This window comes from Burkholderia sp. PR2, from assembly GCF_052372875.1.
Lineage (GTDB): Bacteria > Pseudomonadota > Gammaproteobacteria > Burkholderiales > Burkholderiaceae > Burkholderia > Burkholderia diffusa.
On sequence record NZ_JBQRWH010000004.1, the window covers coordinates 648,167 to 664,281 of the forward strand.

Consider the following 16,115-nt stretch of genomic DNA (forward strand, 5'->3'; position numbering starts at 1 on the left):
GGCGCGTCAGTCGCTGCCGCGCTCGCATACCGGCTGCGCCGGCATCAGTTGCGCGGGCGCGGCGATGGTCTGCACCGGCCGGCCGGCGAGTGCGTCAAGCGCCTGCCGGAGCTGCCAGTCGGCATCCGTGCCGAATTCCCGCTGCGGCAGCGCCGCGCTCTTCGACGTATCGATTTTCTCGCGCACGCGCGCTTCGCGCAGTTTCTGCCGTGCCTTGCGTACCTGCGCGAACGGATCGGGCGCCAGCCGGTCCGCATACGGCGCGCGGGCGAGATCGACTTCGCGGTACCACAGCAGCACGCCGTCGACGTCCGAGTCGTGGCGCGGCGGCACGAGCCAGTCCGGCACGACGCCGTAACCGTCCATCGGGCAGCCGTTCGGCCGCAGGTTGCGCGCGAACGTGAAATTGACGCGTGTGCCGTCGATCAGGTCGACGCCGGTCTGCGCGAGCCCCTTTCCGTAGGTCGGCATCCCGAGCAGCCGCGCGCGGCCGAGGTCCTTCAGTGCCGCCGCTGTCGCTTCGGCGGCCGACGCGCTCTGTCCGTCGACGAGCACGACGAGCGGCACGCTGCGCCACCAGTCGTCTGCCTGCAGCGGTGCGAGCGGATCCTGGCCGTGCATGACCGGCAGTTCGTAGTCGGGCCAGTTGGTCGTGAAGCGGCGACGCTTCGTGCCGTCGCGCTCGAGCGTCACCATCGCGGTGCGGTCGCGCCCGGCGAACAGCGCGGTGATGCCGATCGCCGCATTCAGCGCGCCGCCGCCGTTGATGCGCAGGTCGAGGATCACGCCTTTCACTGGCGACCCCGCGCGGCGCGCGGCCTGCACCGCGTCGATATAGTTGCCGACCGCGGGCTCCGGGAAGCTCGACAGTCGCGTGTACAGGATGTCGCCCGCGAGCCGCTTGGCGGTCGCCGGGTGTGGCCGGACGATTGCGCGGACCGGCGCGAAGGTCAGCGTCGAATGGTTTGGACCACGCCGGACCGTGAGCTTCAGCGGCACGCCCGCGTCGCCCTTCGCGAGATTCACGACCTCGCTGCTGTCGATCCCGACGACGCTCCGGTCGTTCATCGCGACGACGAGATCGTCGGGCCGAACGCCGGCCTGTTCGGCGGGCGCGTCGGGGATCACGTCGATGATGTGCAGGCCGTCGGGCCGCGTCTCGAACACGATGCCGATGCCCGGCGTGCCGTCGCGTGCGCGGCGCTCGTCGTCGCGCCGTTGCTGTTCCTCCTTTGCGTTGAAGAAGCGCGCATACGGCAGCGTCTTGATTCCGTCGTGCACGGTGGCGTCGAGCAACGCGCCGATGTCGACGTCGGTCAGGTGCTGCTTCTTCAGCACTTCGACCGCGGCCTTCAGCTCGCAGAGCTGCGGTTCCCAGTCGGGCGGGCAGGGTGACGGTTGTGACGCCGCGGTAGCAGCAGCGGCGGGCGGGGCGGACGCGGATTGCGCGCGGGCGGCCGATGCGCATGCAACGAACGCGGCCGCGGCTGCGGCACCGGTACTCCAGGCGACGATGCGATGAACGACATGCGTGGCAGGCATCATGAGGACCGCGGCTTCGACGGGTGGCGGGGCGGGATGGTGAAGCGATTGTAGCCGACGGTCCGTGCGGTCGCGCCGGAGGAAGCGGACGCGGCTCGCGCATGAAAAAAGGCCGGTCCAACAGGACCGGCCTTCTGGTATCCGCCGAAACGACGCGGTGTTTAAACCTGCGCGCCCGCGTTCGGATCGTCCGGATCGTGCGCCGTCTTCTTTTCCTTGATCAGGTCTTCGCGCTTGATGCCGAGCCACATCGCGAGCGAGCCCGCGACGAACACCGACGAGTAGATGCCGAACATGATGCCGACCGTCAGCGCGAGCGCGAAGTAGTGCAGTGTCGGGCCGCCGAAGAAGAACATCGACAACACCATCATTTCCGTCGACGTGTGCGTGATGATCGTCCGCGACATCGTGGTCGTGATCGCGTGGTTGATCACCTCCGACACGCTCATCTTGCGTTCGCGGCGGAACGTTTCGCGGATCCGGTCGAAGATGACGACCGACTCGTTGACCGAGTAGCCGAGCACCGCGAGAATCGCCGCGAGCACCGCCAGCGAGAACTCCCACTGGAAGAACGCGAAGAAGCCGAGAATGATCACGACGTCGTGCAGGTTCGCAATGATGCCGGCGACCGCGTACTTCCATTCGAAGCGGATCGACAGGTAGATCACGATGCCGATCACCACGCAGGCGAGCGCGAGGAGACCGTCGGTCGCGAGTTCGCGGCCGACCTGCGGGCCGACGAACTCGACGCGCTGCAGCGTAACGTCCGGGCTCTGCGCCTTCAGCGCGGTCATCACCTGGTCGCTCTGCTGCGCGGACGTGAGGCCTTCCTTCAACTGCAGGCGGATCAGCACGTTGCGCGACGTGCCGAAGTTCTGCACTTGCGCGTCGGCGTAGCCGAGCTTGCCGAGCGTATCGCGCACGGGTTCGAGCTGCGCGGCCTGCTGGTACTGCACCTCGATCACCGTGCCGCCGGTGAATTCGACGGACAGGTGCAGCCCGCGGTGGAACAGGAAGAACACGGCGGCGAGGAACGTGACCAGCGAGATCACGTTGAACACCAGCGCGTGCCGCATGAACGGAATGTCTTTACGGATGCGGAAAAATTCCATGGCTTCGTCTCCGGGGCCTTATTGGGTCGAGCCCGGTTTCTTCGTCGACACGCCTTGCTGCGCGCGGTTGCGCAGCTGCGGCTTGCCGGCGCGCGGTGCGTTGCCCTTCGCGGGTGCGGCGAGCTTCGCTGCGCGTGCGGTATCGGTCGATTCGTCAGCCGCGGCGAACGAGGCGCCAGCCGTGGCGCCTTCCGGCTTCCACACCTGGCCGATCGCGAGCGACTTCAGCTTCTTGCGGCCGCCGTACCAGAGGTTGACGATCCCGCGCGAGAAGAACACCGCGGAGAACATCGACGTCAGGATGCCGAGGCAGTGCACGATCGCGAACGCGCGAACCGGGCCCGAGCCGAATGCGAGCAGCGCGAGGCCGGCGATCAGCGTCGTGACGTTCGAGTCGAGAATCGTCGCCCACGCGTGCGCGTAGCCGGCCTGGATCGCGATCTGCGGCGGCTGGCCGGCGCGCAGTTCTTCACGCACGCGCTCGTTGATCAGCACGTTCGAGTCGATCGCCATGCCGAGCGCGAGCGCGATTGCCGCGATACCCGGCAGCGTCAGCGTCGCCTGCATCAGCGACAGCACCGCGACGAGCAGCAGCAGGTTCACGGACAGGCCGATCACCGAGATCACGCCGAACAGCATGTAGTACGCGATCATGAACACGGCGATCGCGCAGAAGCCCCAGATCACCGAGTGGACGCCCATCTTGATGTTGTCCGCGCCGAGGCTCGGGCCGATCGTGCGTTCCTCGATGATGTCCATCGGTGCGGCGAGCGAACCGGCGCGCAGCAGCAGCGCGAGGTCTGCCGCCGCCTGCGGCGTCGGCTGGCCCGTGATCTGGAAGCGGTCGCCGAGTTCGGACTGGATCGTCGCGACCGTCAGCACCTCGCCCTTGCCCTTCTCGAACAGCACCATCGCCATCGGCTTGCCGATGTTCTCGCGCGACACCGCGCGCACCGAGCGGCCGCCCGCCGAGTCGAGGCGGATGTTGACCGACGGACGCTGGTGTTCGTCGAAGCCGGCCGACGCATCGATGATGCGGTCGCCGGTGAAGATCACTTCCTTCTTCAGCAGAACGGGCGCCTGGTTGCCCTGCGTGAACAGCTCCTCGCCCGGCGGCACGGGGTCGTTCGGGTTCGGGTGCGTGTTGATCGGATCGGCGAGGCGCGCCTCGAGCGTCGCGGTGCGGCCGATGATGTCCTTCGCCTTCGCGGTGTCCTGCACGCCCGGCAGTTCGACGACGATGCGGTCGCTGCCTTGCTGTTGCAGGATCGGCTCGGACACGCCGAGTTCGTTCACGCGGTTGTGGAGCGTCGTCAGGTTCTGCTTGAGCGCGGCGTCCTCGACGGCCTTCTGCACGGCCGGCGTGAACGTGCCGACGACTTGCGTGCCGCCGCCGCCGGGCTGGGTCGCCCATTGCAGTTCGGTGACCGACGCGGCGAGCACCTTGCGGGCGTCTTCCGCCGTCTGCGCGTCGCTGAAATTGACGACGACGGACTGGTCGACGCGGCTCACGCCGCCGTCGCGGATGTTCTTGTCGCGCAGCAGCGTGCGCGCATCGGATGCGTCGGAGTCGAGCTTCTTCGTGAGCGCGCCCGTCATGTCGACCTGGAGCAGGAAGTGGACACCGCCGCGCAGGTCGAGGCCGAGATACATCGGCAGTGCGTGCAGCGCGGTCAGCCAGCGCGGCGACGCGCTTTGCAGGTTCAGTGCGACGACGTACTGCGGATCGTTCGGATCGGCGTTCAGCGACTTCTGCAGCAGGTCCTTGACGCGCAGTTGCGTATCGGTGTCCTTCAGGCGCACGCGGATGTTCGCGTTGGACGCCGTGTTCTCGAAGGTGACGTCGTCCGGCGTGATCTGCGCGGAAGCGAGCGCGGATTCGACCTGGGTCAGCGTGGTCGAGTCGAGCTTGACCGTGGCCTTGCCGCTCGACACCTGCACCGCCGGCGCTTCGCCGAAGAAGTTGGGCAATGTGTACAGAAGGCCGATGGCGAGCGCCACGACCATCACGACATATTTCCAGAGTGGATAACGATTCATGAGGGGGCCGAACGGGTGGTTGGCGTGAAAGCGTCGCGTCCGGCGCCGCGGCGGCCCGCTCTCTCAGGCGGGCACGACGCGGGGAGCCGGACGCTCGGTGAAAGCCTTACAGCGACTTGATCGTGCCCTTCGGCAGAATGGTCGTGACCGCAGCCTTCTGCACGGTGATTTCGGTGCCTTCGGCGATTTCGACGCCGATGTAGCCTTCGGTGACCTTCGTCACCTTGCCGACGAGGCCGCCGCTCGTGACGACTTCGTCGCCCTTCGCCATGGCCGCGAGCATGTTGCGGTGTTCCTTCTGGCGCTTCATCTGCGGACGGATCATGATGAAGTACAGCACCGCGAACATCAGGATGAGCGGCAGGAAGCTCATCAGGCTCGATTCGGCGCCACCGGCGCCTTGCGCGAAGGCATTGGAAATGAACGGCACGTTGGTCTCTCCGTAGGGGAAGATCGAAAATTAAGCCGGTTATTCTACCACCGGCCCCATGTGCAAACGGCGCAGCAAATGCGCTTTCGGATCAAGCTGTTAAAGCATGAAACGGCACCGTTGCGACGCGTTTGGAAAGGCAATTGTAATATTCGGCGGCCACAACTGGCGGTCGGGACGCGATATTTAGTACGCATCCTATGTGACGTGGCGCGGTGCGGGCAGCGGTGCGAAGCCACGCGGCCCGCCGGCCGGTCAGTCGACCCCTCTTGCGCGATCCTCCGCGAAGCGCTGGCGGAACGCGTCGAACGTATGGGTCTCGATCGCGTCGCGGATCTCGCTCATCAGCTGCAGGTAGTAGTGCAGGTTGTGGATCGTGTTGAGCTGCGCGCCGAGGATTTCGCCGACGCGGTGCAGGTGGTGCAGGTAGCCGCGCGAGAAGTTCTGGCACGTGTAGCACGTGCAGCTCGCGTCGAGCGGCTTCAGCGAATTCTTGTGCGTCGCGTTGCGGATCTTCACGTCGCCGAAGCGCGTGAAGAGCCACCCGTTGCGTGCGTTGCGGGTCGGCATCACGCAGTCGAACATGTCGACGCCGTTCGCGACGCCCTCGACCAGATCCTCCGGCGTGCCGACGCCCATCAGGTAGTGCGGCTTGTTGGCCGGCAGCTTCGGGCCGACGTGGCGCAGCACGCGCATCATGTCTTCCTTCGGCTCGCCGACCGACAGCCCGCCGATCGCGAGGCCGTGGAAGCCGAGCTCCGACAGGCCCGCGAGCGATTCGTCGCGCAGGTCCTCGAACATCCCGCCCTGGACGATCCCGAACAGTGCGTTCGGGTTGCCGAGCCGGTCGAACTCGTCGAGCGAGCGTTTCGCCCAGCGCAGCGACATGCGCATCGAGTCGGCCGCTTCCTTGTGCGTGGTCGGCACGCCGTTGGTCGCGTACGGCGTGCATTCGTCGAACTGCATCACGATGTCGGAGTTCAGCACCTTCTGGATCTGCATCGACACTTCCGGTGACAGGAACAGCTTGTCGCCGTTGATCGGCGATGCGAACGTCACGCCGTCCTCGGTGATCTTGCGCAGGTCGCCGAGCGAGAACACCTGGAAGCCGCCCGAGTCGGTCAGGATCGGCTTGTTCCAGCCCATGAAGCCGTGCAGGCCGCCGTGCGCGTCGATCGTCTCGAGGCCGGGGCGCAGCCACAGGTGGAACGTGTTGCCGAGAATGATCTGCGCCTTGATCTCATGCAACTCGCGCGGCTGGATCGCCTTCACGGTGCCGTACGTGCCGACCGGCATGAAGATCGGCGTCTCGACCACGCCGTGGTTGAGCTTCACGCGGCCGCGGCGCGCATGGCCGTCGGTCGTCAGCAGTTCGAATTCGAGCCCGTTGGCCGGGCGGTCCTGCACGGGAGCGTGCGTATCGTGGGATGAACCTTCGGTCATCGCGTCATTCTCCTTGCCACCGGAGAACAGTCCGGCGCATGTTGGAAACGCCGCCGGCAAGCCGGCGGCTGGGAAAAGCGGGCGCGCGCCATCGGAGCGCGCGCAGCGGGACAACGGGAGCCACGGCGGCTGCGCGGTCGCGGGCCGGTGCGTCTTCGCACCTGCCGCGCTTACGCGCGGGGCGCCTCCGGCGTATCGCGCCGCGTGAGCAGCATCGCATCGCCGTAGCTGAAGAAGCGGTAGCGTTCGTCGATCGCGTGCCGGTACGCGGCGCGGATCGTCTCGACGCCCGCGAACGCGGACACCAGCATCAGCAGGGTCGACTTCGGCAGGTGGAAGTTCGTCACGAGCCGATCGACGACGCGGAAACCGTAGCCCGGCGTGATGAAGATGTCGGTCTCGGCCTGCGTCGCCGCGAGCGGGCGGCCCGCTTCGTCGGCGCTGCGCGCCGCGGCTTCGAGCGCGCGCATCGACGTCGTGCCGACCGCGATCACGTTGCCGCCGCGCGCGCGGGTCGCGGCGATCTTGTCGACGAGTGATTGCGGCAGGTCGTACCACTCGCTGTGCATCCGGTGCTCGGCGATGTTCTCGACGCGCACCGGCTGGAACGTTCCGGCGCCCACGTGCAGCGTCAGCGTCGCGCGCTCGACGCCCATCGCGTCGAGCTTGTCGAGCAGCGGCTGGTCGAAATGGAGCCCGGCCGTGGGCGCCGCGACCGCGCCCGGGTTGCTCGCATAGACGGTCTGGTAGCGCGTCTCGTCGTTCGCGTCGGCGTCGTGCTCGATGTACGGCGGCAGCGGCAGGCGGCCATGCTGCTCGATCAGCGTGAGGCACGGCTCCGGGAAATGCAGCGTGAAGAACGGCTCGACGCGCTCGCCGACCGTCACGTCGAACGCGTCGGCGAGGCGCAGCGTCGTGCCGGCGCCCGGCGACTTGCTCGCGCGGATCTGCGCGAGCGCGGTGTGCGTGCCGGTCACGCGCTCGATCAGCACCTCGATCTTGCCGCCACTGGCCTTCTGGCCGAAGAAGCGCGCCTTCAGCACCTTGGTATCGTTGAACACGAGCAGGTCGCCCGGCGCGATGCACGACGGCAGCTCGGCGAAGCGGCGGTCGACGAGGCGCGCGGGCTCGACGGTGCCATCGACCTCGAGCAGGCGGCTCGCGGTGCGGTCGGGCAGTGCGGTTTGCGCAATCAGCTCGGGGGGCAGATTGAAATCGAAATCGGAAAGCGTGAACATGCGGGCTGGTTCGAAACGGCCGGCGGGCGCCGCCGACAGGGCGGAAACGCATGAATGGGGCGCGCAAGCCGCTATGATGGCGGGATGCGCGGCCTGGCCGGCGTCGTTCGTTCGGACGACGTGAAAGCCGCTATTGTACTTGCCTTGCGAAGCACCCAGACGATCCGATGCCTGTGTCACCACGCCGTTCCTCCGCCGCTGTTGCCGATTCCGCCGATCCGTTCGACGCGGACGATGCCGCGTTGCACGCGCAAAGTGTCGAGCCGCGCGGTGCCGCGCCGCGCCGCGCGGGCCCGAAGCGCGGCGCCGACGGGCGGCTCGCGCAGCCGGCCGCCGCCGCGCCCGACGTCGAACCGGGCGCGGGCAGCGACGACGCGGGGGCAGCCGGTACGCCCGGCGCGAAGCGCAAGAAGAAACCGGCTGCCGACAAACCCGTGAAGACCGCCGACAAGCTTGCGAAGCTCGGCCTCACACGCTCGATCGATCTCGTGCTGCATCTGCCGATGCGCTACGAGGACGAAACCACGCTCACGCCGATCGGCGAACTGCTGCCGGGCGGCATCGCGCAGACCGAGGGCGTTGTGTTCGACAACGAAGTCGCATACCGGCCGCGGCGCCAACTCGTCGTGAAGATCCAGGACGACGACGGCGAGCAGCTCGTGCTGCGCTTTCTCAATTTCTACGGCTCGCAGGTCAAGCAGATGGCGGTCGGCCAGCGGCTGCGCGTGCGCGGCGACGTGCGCGGCGGCTTCTTCGGGATGGAGATGGTGCATCCGGCCGTGCGCGTCGTCGAAGCCGATGCGCCGCTGCCGCAGGTGCTCACGCCCGTCTATCCGAGCACGGCCGGCGTGTCGCAAGCCTATCTGCGCAAGGCGATCGAGAACGCGGTCGAGCGCACGCCGCTGCCCGAGCTGCTGCCGCCCGAGATCGAACGCGACTACCTGAAGCCGCTCGGCGTGCCGACGCTCGCGCAGGCCGTGCGCATCCTGCACCACCCGGGCGTCGATTCCGATGAAGCCGCGCTGATGGACGGCTCGCATCCGGCGTGGACCCGCATCAAGTTCGAGGAACTGCTCGCGCAGCAGCTGTCGCTCAAGCGCGCGCACGAGGAGCGCCGCACGCGCGCGGCGCCCGCGATGCCGCGCCGCACCGCGACCGATGCCGACGCGCTGACGACGCGTCTCTACGCGGCGCTGCCGTTCACGCTGACGGGCGCGCAGTCGCGCGTCGTCGACGAGATCGCGCACGACCTCACGCTCGCGCATCCGATGCAGCGGCTGCTGCAGGGCGACGTCGGCAGCGGCAAGACGGTCGTCGCGGCGCTGGCGGCCACGCAGGCGATCGACGCCGGCTACCAGGCCGCGCTGATGGCGCCGACCGAAATCCTCGCGGAGCAGCATGCGCGCAAGCTGCGCGCGTGGCTCGAACCGCTCGGCGTATCGGTCGCCTGGCTCGCGGGCAGCCTGAAGGCGAAGGAGAAGCGCGCGGCGATCGAGGCCGCGGCGCTCGGCACCGCGCAGCTCGTGATCGGCACGCACGCGATCATCCAGGACACCGTCGAATTCGCGCGGCTCGGCCTCGTGATCGTCGACGAGCAGCACCGCTTCGGCGTCGAGCAGCGTCTCGCGCTGCGCGCGAAGGCCGCGAACGCGGCCAACGGCGCGCGCGATTTCCAGCCGCACCAGCTGATGATGTCGGCCACGCCGATTCCGCGCACGCTCGCGATGACGTATTACGCGGATCTGGAGGTGTCGACGATCGACGAATTGCCGCCGGGTCGCACGCCGGTGCTGACGCGCCTCGTCGGCGATGCGCGGCGCGAGGAGGTGATTGCCCGCGTGCGCGAGGCCGCGCTGACCGGCCGCCAGGTCTATTGGGTGTGTCCGCTGATCGAGGAGAGCGAGACGCTGCAGCTGCAGACGGCCGTGGAGACCTACGAGACGCTGGCCGCGGCACTGCCCGAACTGAAGGTCGGGCTCGTGCACGGGCGGCTGTCGCCGGCCGACAAGGCGGCCGTGATGGAAGCCTTCACGCGCAACGACGTGCAGTTGCTCGTTGCGACGACCGTGATCGAGGTTGGCGTCGACGTGCCGAACGCGTCCCTGATGGTGATCGAGCACGCGGAGCGCTTCGGCCTCGCGCAGTTGCATCAGCTGCGCGGCCGCGTCGGGCGCGGCACCGCGGCGTCGGTCTGCGTGCTGCTGTACACGGGCCCGCTGTCGCTGACCGGCCGTGAGCGGCTGAAGACGATGCGCGAGACGACCGACGGCTTCGAGATCGCGCGGCGCGACCTCGAAATCCGCGGCCCCGGCGAATTTCTCGGCGCGCGCCAGTCCGGCGCCGCGATGCTGCGCTTCGCGAACCTCGAGACCGACGGCTGGCTGATCGACCCGGCCCGCGACGCGGCAGCGCGGCTGATCGCCGCGTATCCCGACGTGGTCACGCAGCACCTCGCACGCTGGCTCGGCGGGCGGGAGCAGTATCTGAAGGCCTGATTCGCGCAATCAGGGACGGATACGAAGCCGCCGTTCGGCGGTGATTCGGCGCATCGCGATGCAGAGAAACTTGGCGAACCGGTGCCAACGGGTGTATAAATTAAACCTATCGCCTGTATAACCCTGATTGACCCACAATGACCCTGACTGAATTGAAGTACATCGTCGCGGTCGCGCGCGAACGGCATTTCGGTCGCGCGGCCGAAGCATGCTTCGTGAGCCAGCCGACGCTATCGGTGGCGATCAAGAAGCTGGAAGACGAGCTCAACGTGCAGATTTTCGAGCGCGGCGCGAGCGAAGTGAGCGTGACCCCGATTGGCGACCAGATCGTCACGCAGGCGCAGCGCGTGCTCGAGCAGACCTTCGCGATCAAGGAGATCGCGAAGCAGGGCAAGGACCCGCTCGTCGGCCCGTTCCGTCTGGGCGTGATCTACACGATCGGGCCGTACCTGCTGCCGACGCTCGTCAAGCAGATGATCCAGCGCGTGCCGCAGATGCCGCTGATGCTGCAAGAGAATTACACGCTGAAGCTGCTCGAACTGCTGAAGCAGGGCGAGATCGACGCCGCGATCATGGCGCTGCCGTTCCCCGAAACCGGCCTGATGGTGCGGCCGCTGTACGACGAACCGTTCGTCGTCGCGCTGCCGGCCGGCCATCCGTGGGAGAAGCGCCACGAGATCGACGCCGAGGACCTGAAGCAGGAAACCATGCTGCTGCTCGGCAACGGTCACTGCTTCCGCGACCACGTGCTCGGCGTGTGCCCGGAGCTGATGCGCTTTTCGCAGACGGCCGACGGTATCCAGAAGACCTTCGAGGGGTCGTCGCTCGAGACGATCCGCCATATGGTCGCGAGCGGTGTCGGCATCACGGTGCTGCCGCGGATGTCGGTCGCCGAAGTCGGCCCGCGCGCGAACGGCCCCGACGCCGAGTTGCTGTCGTACGTGCCGTTCAACGAACCGGTGCCGGATCGTCGCGTCGTGCTGGTGTGGCGCAAGAGCTTCACGCGGATGCCGGCGATCGACGCGATCAGCGACGCGATCGCGGCGTGCGACCTGCCAGGCGTCGCGAAGCTCGACATGCCGGCGACGATGAATTGAGCAGGGTGCGGTGCATCTGAGGCAGGCCAGGGACGGGGTCTAGCGACCCCGTTTATTTTTGCCTATCGAATAGATGAAATTTATCAAATTCAAATTCATGATAGAAATTCATAGAATCACTTCCATGGATTGCACTGGATCTGCGGTCCGATTTGCACACTGAATGCAGATGTCAAAGGAGGATGTCATGATGCGGTCGGTATTGCAGCACGCGCAGCGGAACATCCCGTCGCGCGACGTGGTCGTAAATCGCGCGAGGGCAGCGGCCCGAAGCCTGCGCCCGATAGCGTTCGCGTATCTGGCGGACCGTGTGTATGGCGGATGAGTGCCGCGGCGTCCCGGTTCCGTGTTCCCCCGACTCACCGCCATTCAGCCATGAGGGAGCATTGCATGTCCGAAGTCCCGCAGCCCGCATCGAAGGCAACTCCGCCTGACACCCCGTAGCACGACAGGACCAACCTGTTCCGTTTCATCCCCCTGCAATGCTCCACGAACCGCGCCCGGCAAGTGGGGGCTTACGAGCAAGTAAAGGAGAAAAAAGCATGTCGACCGAATCGAAATGTCCGTTCAACCATACGGCGGCCGGCGGCACGTCGAACAAGGACTGGTGGCCGAACCAGCTCAATCTCAACATCCTGCATCGGCACTCGGCGCTGTCCGATCCGATGGACAAGGATTTCGACTACGCGGAAGCGTTCAAGAAGCTCGACCTCGCGGCGGTGAAGCGCGACCTGCAGGCGCTGATGACGACTTCGCAGGACTGGTGGCCGGCCGACTTCGGTCACTACGGCGGCCTGTTCATCCGGATGGCCTGGCATAGCGCCGGCACGTACCGGACCGCCGACGGCCGCGGCGGCGCGGGCGGCGGGCAACAGCGCTTCGCCCCGCTGAACAGCTGGCCGGACAACGGCAACCTCGACAAGGCGCGCCGGCTGCTGTGGCCGATCAAGCAGAAATACGGCCGCAACATCTCGTGGGCCGACCTGATGATCCTGACCGGTAACGTCGCGCTCGAATCGATGGGCTTCAAGACCTTCGGCTTCGCCGGCGGCCGCGTCGACACGTGGGAGCCGGACGACGTCTACTGGGGTTCGGAAAAGATCTGGCTGGAACTGAGCGGCGGCCCGAACAGCCGTTACTCGGGCGACCGTGACCTCGAGAATCCGCTCGCGGCTGTGCAGATGGGCCTCATCTACGTGAACCCGGAAGGCCCGGACGGCAACCCCGACCCGGTCGCGGCGGCACGCGATATCCGCGAGACGTTCGCGCGGATGGCGATGAACGACGAAGAAACGGTCGCGCTGATCGCCGGCGGCCATACGTTCGGCAAGACGCACGGCGCGGGCCCCGCATCGAACGTCGGTCCGGAACCGGAAGCGGCGGGCATCGAGCAGCAGGGTCTCGGCTGGAAGAGCACGTACGCATCGGGCAAGGGCCGTGACGCGATCACGAGCGGCCTCGAAGTGACGTGGACGTCGACACCGACGAAGTGGAGCAACGATTTCTTCAAGCACCTGTTCAGCTACGAATGGGAATTGACGAAGAGCCCGGCCGGCGCGCATCAGTGGGTCGCGAAGGGCGCCGACGAGGTGATTCCGGATGCGTTCGATCCGGCGAAAAAGCATCGCCCGACGATGCTGACGACCGACCTGTCGCTGCGTTTCGACCCCGCCTACGAGAAGATCTCGCGCCGCTTCTACGAGAACCCGGCCGAGTTCGCCGACGCGTTCGCGCGCGCCTGGTTCAAGCTCACGCACCGCGACATGGGCCCGCGTGCGCGCTATCTCGGCCCGGAAGTGCCGGCCGAGCAACTGCTGTGGCAGGACCCGATTCCGGCCGTCGACCACGCGTTGATCGACGCTGCCGATGTTGCCGCGCTGAAGGCGAAGATCCTCGCGACGGGGCTGAGCGTGTCGCAGCTCGTGTCGACCGCATGGGCGTCCGCATCGACGTTCCGCGGTTCGGACAAGCGCGGCGGCGCGAACGGTGCGCGCATCCGCCTCGCGCCGCAGAAGGACTGGGAAGTCAACCAGCCCGCGCAGCTTGCGAAGGTGCTCGAAACGCTCGAAGGCGTGCAGAAGGCGTTCAACGATGCGCAGACGGGCGGCAAGAAGGTGTCGCTCGCCGACCTGATCGTGCTGGCCGGTGCGGCCGGCGTCGAACAGGCCGCGAAGAATGCGGGCGTGGCCGTGACGGTGCCGTTCGCGCCGGGCCGGATGGACGCGTCGCAGGAGCAGACCGATATCGAAGCGATGGCCGTGCTCGAGCCGGTTGCGGACGGTTTCCGCAACTACCTGAAGAGCGCGTACAAGACGCCGGCGGAGGCGCTGCTGGTCGACAAGGCCCAGCTGCTGACGCTGAGCGGGCCGGAGCTGACGGTGCTCGTCGGCGGCCTGCGTGTGCTCGGCGCGAACGTCGGTGACGCAAGGCACGGCGTGTTCACCGATCGTCCGGGCTCGCTGACCAACGACTTCTTCGTGAACCTGCTCGACATGGGCACGGAGTGGAAGCCGGTGTCGGCCGCTAACGACGTGTTCGAAGGGCGCGATCGGGCGACGGGCCAGGTCAAGTGGACGGGTACGCGCGTCGACCTGATCTTCGGTTCGCACTCGCAGTTGCGTGCGCTGGCCGAGGTGTACGGCAGCGCGGACGCGAACGAGAAGTTCGTGCGCGATTTCGTCGCGGCCTGGAACAAGGTGATGAACCTCGACCGTTTCGACCTCGCGTGAATGTCGCGATGCGGTAACGCAGTCACGCTGTAACGTGAAACGGCCGGTCGCACGACCGGCCGTTTTTTCTTCCAGGATCTTGTCGAAGGAGTGACGACCATGACGCAAATGATGCTGAACATGCGCACCGCGTTCACGCCGGCCGAGTGGGCGCGGCGTATCGTCGGTTTCGCGATCGTCGTCGGCGGTGCGGCCGAGCTGGCCGCGCAGGCGCTGCACGCGCTCGCGCCGCTCGTGTCGAGCGCTGGCGGCTGAGCGCGGCGAGTCCCGAACGGGTGCCGTGCAACGCGGCATGCGGATTGCTCGACGCATTTTCTCCGGTTCAACATTTCGAATGAGGAGTTCCGAAGATGGCCAGGAAAGGCAACGCCACGCAGATCAACATCGGCATCAGCGACAAGGACCGCAGGAAAATCGCGGATGGCCTGTCGCGCCTGCTTGCCGATACGTTTTCGCTGTACCTGAAGACCCACAATTTCCACTGGAACGTCACGGGTCCGATGTTCAACACGCTGCACCTGATGTTCGAAGCGCAGTACAACGAACTGTGGCTCGCGGTCGACTCGATCGCCGAGCGCATTCGCACGCTCGGCGTCGTCGCGCCGGGCACGTTCGCGGATTTCGCGAAGCTGTCGTCGGTGCCGGAAGCGAACGGGGTGCCGGGGGCGGAACAGATGATCCGTCAGCTCGTAGAAGGGCACGAGACGGTCGTGCGCACCGCGCGCGAAATCTTCCCGATCGCCGATGCGGCGAGCGACGAGCCGACCGCCGACCTGCTGACGCAGCGCCTGCAGACGCATGAAAAGACCGCGTGGATGCTGCGGTCGCTGCTCGCGTAAGTTCGATGCGGCCGGTATCGGTGGGCAGTCCGACCTCAAACCGGGCCAGGTTGCCTGCATCGGATTGAATTCCGCCTGCCCGCCGGTGCATGTCCACCATCTGTCCCTGGATTGGCGGGCGGGACTGCCCCGGCCGCTTGCAGCGGGCCGGAGCGGCCGACGCGCGGGCCGCGCCACCCGGCCGCGGGCCATCCCGACATGACGCGAACCGTGCCTCCGCTCTAAAATGCCGGGATTATCTTCCCGGTGCTTCGCCATGCTTGCCCGCTTTCCCCTGTATCTGCGGCTCGTCCGGATGGACAAGCCGATCGGCAGCCTGCTGCTGCTCTGGCCGACGCTCAACGCACTGTGGATCGCATCGGACGGCCATCCGCGCTGGCCGCTGCTCGTGATCTTCGCACTCGGCACGCTGCTGATGCGCTCGGCCGGCTGCGCGATGAACGACTATGCCGACCGCGATTTCGACCGTCATGTGAAGCGCACGGCCGATCGGCCGCTGACGTCGGGCAAGATCCGCGCATGGGAAGCCATCGCGATCGCGGTGGTGCTGTCGTTCATCGCCTTTCTCCTGATCCTGCCGCTCAACACGCTGACGAAGGAGTTGTCGGTCGTCGCATTGTTCGTCGCCGGTTCGTATCCGTTCATGAAGCGATTCTTCGCGATTCCGCAGGCGTATCTCGGCATCGCGTTCGGCTTTGGCATTCCGATGGCCTTCGCGGCCGTGCAGGACACGGTGCCGATGCTCGCGTGGGTGATGCTGATCGCGAACATCTTCTGGTCGGTCGCGTACGACACCGAATACGCGATGGTCGATCGCGACGACGACATCAAGATCGGGATTCGCACGTCCGCGCTGACGTTCGGCCGCTTCGACGTCGCGGCCGTGATGGCATGCTATGCGGTGACGCTCGGCATCTACGTATGGATCGGCGTGACGCTCGGCTTCGGCCTCGCATACTGGGCCGGCTGGGCGGCTGCGGTCGGCTGCGCGCTGTATCACTACACGCTGATCAAGGGGCGCGAGCGGATGCCGTGCTTCGCGGCGTTCCGGCACAACAACTGGCTCGGCGGCGTGCTGTTCGCGGGAATCGCCGCGCATTACCTGCTGGCGGGTGCGGCCGGCAACTGAAGGGGCCGCGCGCCGATGCGC

At 66.9% G+C, this 16,115-nt stretch carries 12 protein-coding genes; 6 read left to right on the forward strand and 6 right to left on the reverse strand.

Annotated features, from left to right (window positions below):
• Positions 1–6 precede the first annotated feature (6 nt).
• The 6 genes from ACT2FV_RS20225 to queA all read right to left on the reverse strand — a co-directional run bounded on the left by ACT2FV_RS20225 (position 7) and on the right by queA (position 7,805).
• Positions 7–1,545, reverse strand: a complete 1,539-nt coding sequence (locus ACT2FV_RS20225; protein WP_444504652.1) for a S41 family peptidase — start codon at positions 1,543–1,545, stop codon at positions 7–9.
• Positions 1,546–1,703: 158 nt separating this feature from the next.
• Positions 1,704–2,654 (reverse strand): protein translocase subunit SecF, encoded by a 951-nt coding sequence (gene secF, locus ACT2FV_RS20230; RefSeq protein ID WP_059465429.1) that lies wholly within the window; start codon positions 2,652–2,654, stop codon positions 1,704–1,706.
• An 18-nt stretch (positions 2,655–2,672) separates the two neighbouring features.
• Entirely contained in the window at positions 2,673–4,694 is a 2,022-nt protein-coding gene (gene secD, locus ACT2FV_RS20235; protein ID WP_059608277.1) for a protein translocase subunit SecD, read from the reverse strand.
• A gap of 106 nt (positions 4,695–4,800) precedes the next feature.
• Positions 4,801–5,124, reverse strand: coding sequence for a preprotein translocase subunit YajC (gene yajC, locus ACT2FV_RS20240; RefSeq protein WP_006476868.1), 324 nt, complete (start codon positions 5,122–5,124; stop codon positions 4,801–4,803).
• A gap of 255 nt (positions 5,125–5,379) precedes the next feature.
• Positions 5,380–6,567 (reverse strand): tRNA guanosine(34) transglycosylase Tgt, encoded by a 1,188-nt coding sequence (gene tgt / locus ACT2FV_RS20245; RefSeq protein WP_059608278.1) that lies wholly within the window; start codon positions 6,565–6,567, stop codon positions 5,380–5,382.
• A gap of 170 nt (positions 6,568–6,737) precedes the next feature.
• Positions 6,738–7,805: a tRNA preQ1(34) S-adenosylmethionine ribosyltransferase-isomerase QueA gene (gene queA, locus ACT2FV_RS20250; RefSeq protein WP_059608279.1), complete on the reverse strand. Its 1,068-nt coding sequence runs from the start codon at positions 7,803–7,805 to the stop codon at positions 6,738–6,740.
• A 167-nt stretch (positions 7,806–7,972) separates the two neighbouring features.
• Between queA and recG the strand changes: the two genes are divergently transcribed.
• The 6 genes from recG (at position 7,973) to ubiA (ending at position 16,094) form a co-directional block, all read left to right on the forward strand.
• Positions 7,973–10,300 (forward strand): ATP-dependent DNA helicase RecG, encoded by a 2,328-nt coding sequence (gene recG / locus ACT2FV_RS20255; RefSeq protein WP_124902676.1) that lies wholly within the window; start codon positions 7,973–7,975, stop codon positions 10,298–10,300.
• A gap of 137 nt (positions 10,301–10,437) precedes the next feature.
• Complete coding sequence (locus ACT2FV_RS20260; RefSeq protein ID WP_059608281.1) at positions 10,438–11,397, forward strand: hydrogen peroxide-inducible genes activator; 960 nt, start codon at positions 10,438–10,440, stop codon at positions 11,395–11,397.
• A 542-nt stretch (positions 11,398–11,939) separates the two neighbouring features.
• Positions 11,940–14,126 (forward strand): catalase/peroxidase HPI, encoded by a 2,187-nt coding sequence (katG, locus tag ACT2FV_RS20265; RefSeq protein WP_124902674.1) that lies wholly within the window; start codon positions 11,940–11,942, stop codon positions 14,124–14,126.
• Between the two features lie 99 nt (positions 14,127–14,225).
• Positions 14,226–14,381 carry a hypothetical protein gene (locus tag ACT2FV_RS20270; protein ID WP_170296459.1) on the forward strand — a complete coding sequence of 52 codons (156 nt, stop codon included), beginning with the start codon at positions 14,226–14,228 and terminating at the stop codon, positions 14,379–14,381.
• Between the two features lie 95 nt (positions 14,382–14,476).
• Entirely contained in the window at positions 14,477–14,965 is a 489-nt protein-coding gene (locus tag ACT2FV_RS20275) for a Dps family protein (protein WP_444504653.1), read from the forward strand.
• A 256-nt stretch (positions 14,966–15,221) separates the two neighbouring features.
• Complete coding sequence (gene ubiA, locus ACT2FV_RS20280; RefSeq protein ID WP_059608284.1) at positions 15,222–16,094, forward strand: 4-hydroxybenzoate octaprenyltransferase; 873 nt, start codon at positions 15,222–15,224, stop codon at positions 16,092–16,094.
• Positions 16,095–16,115 lie beyond the last annotated feature (21 nt).